Source organism: Sandarakinorhabdus sp. (genome assembly GCF_031430775.1).
Classification (GTDB): domain Bacteria; phylum Pseudomonadota; class Alphaproteobacteria; order Sphingomonadales; family Sphingomonadaceae; genus Sandarakinorhabdus.
In genome coordinates, this window is sequence record NZ_JANPCD010000168.1 from 1 (window position 1) to 6,259 (window position 6,259).

Here is a 6,259-nt window from a genome sequence, read left to right on the forward strand (position 1 = left end):
CTGACCATATGCAGCATGACGCGGCGCCTGAGACTGTGACAATCCGGCACTGTGCGGATTCGCACAGGCAGCCGCGCCTCAGGGCAATTGCGCCTTGGGGAAACCGGTCCACACGCTGTCATAATCGCTCTGCGCGCGCGCCATCGCCCAATCGGTCACGCGATAGGGCCAGCAGCTTTCGACCATGAAGGCCATGGTGCCATCGATCCTGTGCGGAGCGAGAGCAGCAGTGCTGGCAGCCTGCCAGCTGGCAACATCGGGGCCATGGGCGCCCATCATGTTGTGCAAGGACAGCGCGCCGGGGGCAAAGCCGCCGGCCTTGGCGTCATATTGGCCGGAGATCAGCCCCATCGCTTCGCTCATCAGGTTGCGGTGGAACCACGGCGGACGGAACGTGTCCTCGGCCACCATCCAGCGCGGTGGGAATATGACGAAATCGGCGTTGGCACGGCCCGGCGTATCGCTGGGGCTGGTCAGCACGGTGAAAATACTCGGGTCGGGATGGTCAAAGCTGACCGTGCCAAGCGTGTTGAAACGGCGCAGGTCATATTTGACCGGTGCGAGATTGCCATGCCAGGCGACAACATCGAAAGGCGACTGATCGAGACGCGTGACCCACAGCCGGTCACCGAATTTCTGCAACAATTCGAACGGCTCGTCACTATCCTCGAACCAGGCCACCGGGGTTTCGAAGTCGCGGGGATTGGCCAGTCCGTTGCTGCCGATGGGGCCGAGATCGGGCAGGCGGAACGGGAGCCCGTGGTTTTCGCACGTGTAACCGCGCGCCGGGCCATCCGGCAGGCGCACCGCAAAGCGCACGCCGCGCGGGATGATGGCGATTTCCAGCGGTGCCAGCGCAAAGCGGCCCATTTCGGTGATGATATCGAGCGCGCCCGTTTCGGGGATGATCAGCATTTCGCCATCAGCGCTGAAGAATGCCTGGTTGGTCATGGAACGGTTGCAGGCATAGGTGGACATAGTGACACCGGACAGGGCCTCGCCGCCGCCGTTGAACAGCATGGGACGCACTGATTCGGCAAAGCCGATGGCGGATTCGGGCAGCGGGCGCGGGTCCCAGCGCAGGCGGTTCGGGTCCGCCGGCAGGGCGCGATCAGCGACCGGATCATGCAGCAGCGTGAAGGCCGGATGGGCAGCGGACGGCCGCAGGCGGTAAAGCCAGGACCGCCGGTTTTCGGCGCGCGCCATGGTGAAAGCCGTGCCCGAAAGCTGTTCGGCGTAAAGGCCGAACGCCGGGCGCTGGGGTGAGTTGCGGCCAACCGGGAGTGCGCCAGGCACGGCCTCGGTACTGAAATGATTGCCGAAACCGCTCATCATGACAGGCGCCCTTATCGTTCAGGCTTTGGCGGGGATCACGCCGCGGCGCATCTGGTCAAGCTCAAGCGATTCGAACAGCGCCTTGAAATTGCCTTCGCCAAAGCCGTCGTTGCCCTTGCGCTGGATGATCTCCAGGAAAATCGGGCCGACCATGTTCTCGGTGAAGATCTGGAGCAGCAGGCCGCCACCGGTTTCGGGCGCGCCGTCTATCAGGATCCGGCGTTTGCGCATCTCGGCGACGTCATGGCCATGGCCGGGCAAGCGCTTGTCGATCAGGTCGAAATAAGTGTCGATCGTGTCCTGGAAGCGGATGCCGCGCGCGCGCAGGCGGTCCACGGTTTCGAAGATATTGTCGGTGGCCAGCGCGATGTGCTGGATGCCCTCACCGCCATAGGCCCGCAGGAATTCCTCGATCTGGCTGTGCTCGTCCTGGCTCTCGTTCAGCGGAATGCGGATCTTGTCGTCCGGCGCGGTCATCGCCTTGGAAAACAGCCCCGTCGACTGGCCCTCGATATCGAAATAGCGGATCTGGCGGAAATTGAAGATGCTCTCGTAGAAGTTCGCCCAATGATCCATGCGGCCACGGTTCACGTTATGGGTCAGGTGATCAAGCGTGTGCAGCCCGACCGAATTGTCATTGCGGCCAGCGCCGGTGGGCCGAAAATCAATGTCATAGATGCTGTGGCTGCCGGCTGTGTCGACCAGATAAAGGTTGGCGCCGCCGATACCGGCAATGGCGGGGATGTTCAGTTCCATCGGCCCGACAGGCCCGGTGACCGGCGTGGCGCCGCGCGCAACGGCAAGATCAAGCGCGCGCGCCGCATCGTTGACCCGGAACGCCATGGCATTGGCACTTGGCCCATGGGTGTCGCGGAACGCGGCAACCTGGCCTTGCTCTTCCATGTTGAGCAGGAAGTTGATGTCTCCTTGCGCATAGTGGCGCACATTCTTGGAACGGTGGGTGCCGATATGGGTGAAACCCATCGCCGTGAACAAGTTGGCCAGCGCCTCGGGATCCGGATGCGTGAATTCGACGAACTCAAAGCCATCAAGGCCCATATCATTGGCGGGTGCGGCACTGGTTTTGGTCATCGATCATCCCCTTGATACGCTCTTATCGTAACATATGTTACTGTTTGTCACAAGCTTCGCGCAGCCGTACCAGCGCCGCTCGCAGCGCCGCCGCCTCATCTGCCGTGAACAGTGCCAACAGCCCCGCTTCGACTTCCAGCGCCTGGGGCGCGACAATATCGTGGATGCGCCGCCCTTCGATGGTCGGTTCCAGCCAAAGCGTGCGCCGGTCGCCCTGATGCGGCGTGCGTGTGAGCAGCCGCCGCTGCGTCAAACCAGCCACGGCGCGGCTGACGCTCATCTTGTCCATGGCTGTGATGGCGGCGACTTCCGTCTGGGTGGCGCTGCCACTGGCAGTTACCGCAGCCAGCACGCGCCACTCCGTCGCCGACAGACCAAACCGCAGTTCATAGTCCGAACCAAGCGCCACGGCGCGCGACACGGCATTGCTCGCCACCGATAGCTGATACGGCAGGAAATCCGCTAACTTGAACGTCATGGGCAAATGCTCATGCCAGTCGTTGGCGCAGCCATTGCCCAGCCTGCGCCAGTGCCTTGTCCGCGCCGGCCACCATCCCGGTCATCGACACAAATCCATGCACCATGCCGGGATAGCGGGTGACGGTAACATCGACGCCGGCATCGGCCATTCGCCGCGCATAAGCCTCGCCCTCGTCGCGCAGCACATCATATTGTGCCGTCTGGACCAGGGCTGGCGGCAAGCCGGACAAGTCGCCCACCAACATTGGCCGCGCATCCGGGCCATCGCCGCCATACTGCTGCCAATACCAGCGCATCGCCTCGGTGCTCAGCCCGAAGCCTGCGTCATTTTCGGCATAGCTGGGATAGCGCGCTGCGTCGGGCAGATCGGTGACCGGATAGATGAGATATTGCGCCCGCAGGTTCGGCGCATGCCTTGCCAGCACGGCAGCCAGATTGCCGCCGGCCGAATCGCCGGCCACCGCAATGCGCGCGGGGTCGAGGTCATGGCTGCGGCCATGCGACGCCAGCCAGTCCAGCGCCGATTGCCCGTCCTCGAGCGCGGCAGGGAACGGATGTTCGGGCGCCAGCCGGTACTCGGTCATCAGCACGGCGGCGCCGCTGGCCCGCATCAGGGCCAGCGCCAGCGGTTGATGGGTGTCGTTGCTGCACACAACCCAGCCGCCGCCGTGCAAGAACACGATGACCGGATGCGGCCCCGGCCCGCTGGGCCGCAACAGCCGAAGCGACAGATCGCCGCCGCGCCCGGCAATCACTATATCCTGCACATCATCGGGCCTTGCTGCCATCGCCAGCAGCGGCGCGGTCCGCATTGCCATCGCCAAACGCGCCGCAGTGGCCGTGAACAGCCGATAGTCGGGTTCGGGCGGTGACAGGCCAAGGATCTGGGCAATGAGCGGATCGAGTGTCATGCCCCGATCCTAGACTTCATTCTGGCCTGATAGAAGCGCCGCTTTCTGCCGGCCGGGCGCGCCTCAGGCAAAGCGTTCCTTCAGTGCCATCATGGCCAACGCTGCCTTTGCTGCTTCGCCGCCCTTGTCCTTCTGGCCGGCATCGGCGCGGGCGATGGCCTGGGCTTCGTTTTCGACGGTCAGGATGCCGTTGCCGATGGCCAGGCCGTCCAGCGTCAGCGCCATGATGGCCCGGGCGCTTTCGACGGCCACAACCTCGAAATGATAGGTCTCGCCGCGAATGACACAGCCCAGCGCGACATAGCCGTCATAGTGGCCGGAGGCATCGGCAAAGGCGATGGCCGCAGGCACTTCCAGTGCGCCGGGCACAGTCACGACTTCATGGGTGGCGCCAGCGGCTTTCAGCGCCGAGATGGCGCCTTCCAGTTCCATGTCGGCAATATGCTGGTAAAAACGCGCTTCGACGATGAGGACACGGGACATCTCAGGTTGCTCCTTCAAGCGCTACGCGGCGGGATGGCGCGCTCGCCGACAACCTGCAGGCCATAACCCTGGATGCCAACGATGTTGCGGTGCTGATTGGTCAGCAGGATCATGTCCGTGACGCCCAGGTCAACAAGGATCTGCGCGCCGATGCCATAATCGCGCAGGGTGATCGGCTCGCCTTTGCCCTTGGCGCGCATCTGGTCGGAAATGGCCGTCGGGCTGGCATCGCGTATGATGATGACGATGCCGGCCCCGACGCTGCCGATTTCGTCCATGGCGCGTTGCAGCTGCCCGGCGCGCTCGCCCGTTTCATGAAACAGGTCCGAGAACATCGACTGGGTGTGCATGCGCACGAGTGTGGGCTTTCCCGGCTCGACGCGGCCCTTCTGCAAGACCATATGTTCGCCATATTCGGCTGTGTTGGCATAGGTCTTGGCGATCCAGTCGCCGCCGTGCCAGCTTTCGATGCGGGTTTCGGCCACGCATTTGACCAGCCGGTCATGGGCGTGGCGATAGGCGATCAGATCGCGGATCGTGCCGATCTTGAGGCCATGATGCCGGGCAAAGACGATCAGGTCGGGCAGTCGCGCCATGGTGCCGTCGTCGTTCATGATCTCGCAGATGACACCCGACGGGTTGAGGCCGGCAAGGCGCGAGACATCGACCGCTGCTTCGGTATGGCCGGCGCGGACCAGCACGCCGCCATCGCGCGCCACCAGCGGAAAGACATGGCCGGGATGAACGATATGCTCGGGACCCTTGGAGGCATCAATGGCCACCGAGATGGTGCGGGCGCGGTCAGCGGCGCTGATGCCCGTGGTGACGCCTTCCTTGGCCTCGATCGAAACGGTGAAGGCGGTGGTGTGGCGCGTGCCATTGTGCTGCGCCATCAGCGGCAAGCCGAGCGCCTTGACCCGGTCCGACGCCATCGCAAGGCAGATGAGGCCACGACCAAAGCGCGCCATGAAATTGACAGCATCGGGCGTTGCCATCTGGCCCGGGATGATGAGGTCGCCCTCGTTTTCGCGGTCTTCGTCATCGACCAGAATGTACATCCGCCCGTTGCGCGCCTCGTTGATGATATCCTCGATCGGCGACAAGGCCGGGCCGGAATCGCGCGCCTTGAGATAGGCGCCGAGCTTGCGCAGCGTCTCGCTGGTCGGGTTCCAATCGGCTTCATCAAGCGCACGCAACGAGTTGGCGTGCAGGCCGGCCGCGCGGGCAAGGCCGGCCCTGGATTCCTCGCCAGAGGCCACAAGGTCGCGAAGGCGGGCAATCAGTGTGTCGTTCATCACCATCTCACATTCTAATGTGCAATGACGATTAGGCCGTCACATCAAGATGTCAACCCAACACCATCTTCATGCGGTGCAGGTAACGTGCGAGCACATCGATCTCGATATTCACTTCGTCGCCGGCCTTTGCGCCGCCAAACGTCGTCCATTGCGCGGTGTGCGGGATGATGTTCACGGTGAAATGGCTGCCGTCCGGGCCATCTGCAACGCTGTTGACGGTCAGCGAGGCGCCATCAAGGCAGATCGAGCCCTTGGCGGCGACATAGGGTGCAATGTCCGCCGGCATCCAGAAGGTCAGGCGGTGCGAATCGCCCTCGGGGGTGATGTCAGCGATTCGGCCAACAGCGTCGACGTGCCCGGTGACGATATGCCCGCCAAGCTCGTCACCAACCTTCAAGGCCCGTTCGAGATTGAGCCTGCGTCCTGGCGTCCACATGCCGGCAGCGGTGCAGCGCTGCGTCTCGGCCGACACATCAACGCGAAATTCGCCCGGCGCCTTGGCCACCACGGTCAGGCAGACACCCGAACACGCAATGGACGCTCCCAGCGCAACGCCAGCGGTGTCATAGTCGGTGGCAATCGTGACACTGTGGTCGCCGCGCGGCGCCACTGCCTTGACGGTGCCGATGTCTGTGATGATGCCTGTGAACATGGCTTTGC

General features: G+C 63.6%; 7 protein-coding genes. All 7 read right to left on the bottom strand.

Translation table 11 applies throughout. The annotated features are described in order from the left end of the window. Positions 1-78: 78 nt before the first annotated feature. Positions 79-1,332: a homogentisate 1,2-dioxygenase gene (gene hmgA, locus RMQ73_RS10670; RefSeq protein ID WP_310498215.1), complete on the bottom strand. Its 1,254-nt coding sequence runs from the start codon at positions 1,330-1,332 to the stop codon at positions 79-81. Positions 1,333-1,353: 21 nt separating this feature from the next. Further along, positions 1,354-2,427 (bottom strand): 4-hydroxyphenylpyruvate dioxygenase, encoded by a 1,074-nt coding sequence (gene hppD, locus RMQ73_RS10675; RefSeq protein ID WP_310498210.1) that lies wholly within the window; start codon positions 2,425-2,427, stop codon positions 1,354-1,356. A gap of 37 nt (positions 2,428-2,464) precedes the next feature. Next, on the bottom strand, positions 2,465-2,905 hold the full coding sequence (locus tag RMQ73_RS10680; protein ID WP_310498211.1) for a MarR family transcriptional regulator: 441 nt from the start codon (positions 2,903-2,905) through the stop codon (positions 2,465-2,467). A 10-nt stretch (positions 2,906-2,915) separates the two neighbouring features. Beyond that, positions 2,916-3,818, bottom strand: a complete 903-nt coding sequence (locus tag RMQ73_RS10685; RefSeq protein WP_310498212.1) for an alpha/beta hydrolase — start codon at positions 3,816-3,818, stop codon at positions 2,916-2,918. Between the two features lie 63 nt (positions 3,819-3,881). After that, the gene (locus tag RMQ73_RS10690; protein ID WP_310498213.1) at positions 3,882-4,301 is read right to left on the bottom strand and encodes a 6,7-dimethyl-8-ribityllumazine synthase; all 420 of its coding nucleotides are present in this window, start codon (positions 4,299-4,301) and stop codon (positions 3,882-3,884) included. Between the two features lie 14 nt (positions 4,302-4,315). Beyond that, positions 4,316-5,596, bottom strand: coding sequence for a 3,4-dihydroxy-2-butanone-4-phosphate synthase (gene ribB, locus RMQ73_RS10695; protein WP_310498214.1), 1,281 nt, complete (start codon positions 5,594-5,596; stop codon positions 4,316-4,318). A gap of 52 nt (positions 5,597-5,648) precedes the next feature. Continuing rightward, a complete protein-coding gene (locus tag RMQ73_RS10700; RefSeq protein ID WP_310498216.1) occupies positions 5,649-6,251 on the bottom strand; it encodes a riboflavin synthase in 603 nt (200 codons plus the stop codon). Positions 6,252-6,259 lie beyond the last annotated feature (8 nt).

Coding starts and splice junctions, on each gene's coding strand:
- hmgA (WP_310498215.1), bottom strand. CDS start 1,332: ATGAGCGGTTTCGGCAATCATTTCAGTACCGAGGCCGTGCCTGGCGCA.
- hppD (WP_310498210.1), bottom strand. CDS start 2,427: ATGACCAAAACCAGTGCCGCACCCGCCAATGATATGGGCCTTGATGGC.
- RMQ73_RS10680 (WP_310498211.1), bottom strand. CDS start 2,905: ATGACGTTCAAGTTAGCGGATTTCCTGCCGTATCAGCTATCGGTGGCG.
- RMQ73_RS10685 (WP_310498212.1), bottom strand. CDS start 3,818: ATGACACTCGATCCGCTCATTGCCCAGATCCTTGGCCTGTCACCGCCC.
- RMQ73_RS10690 (WP_310498213.1), bottom strand. CDS start 4,301: ATGTCCCGTGTCCTCATCGTCGAAGCGCGTTTTTACCAGCATATTGCC.
- ribB (WP_310498214.1), bottom strand. CDS start 5,596: ATGAACGACACACTGATTGCCCGCCTTCGCGACCTTGTGGCCTCTGGC.
- RMQ73_RS10700 (WP_310498216.1), bottom strand. CDS start 6,251: ATGTTCACAGGCATCATCACAGACATCGGCACCGTCAAGGCAGTGGCG.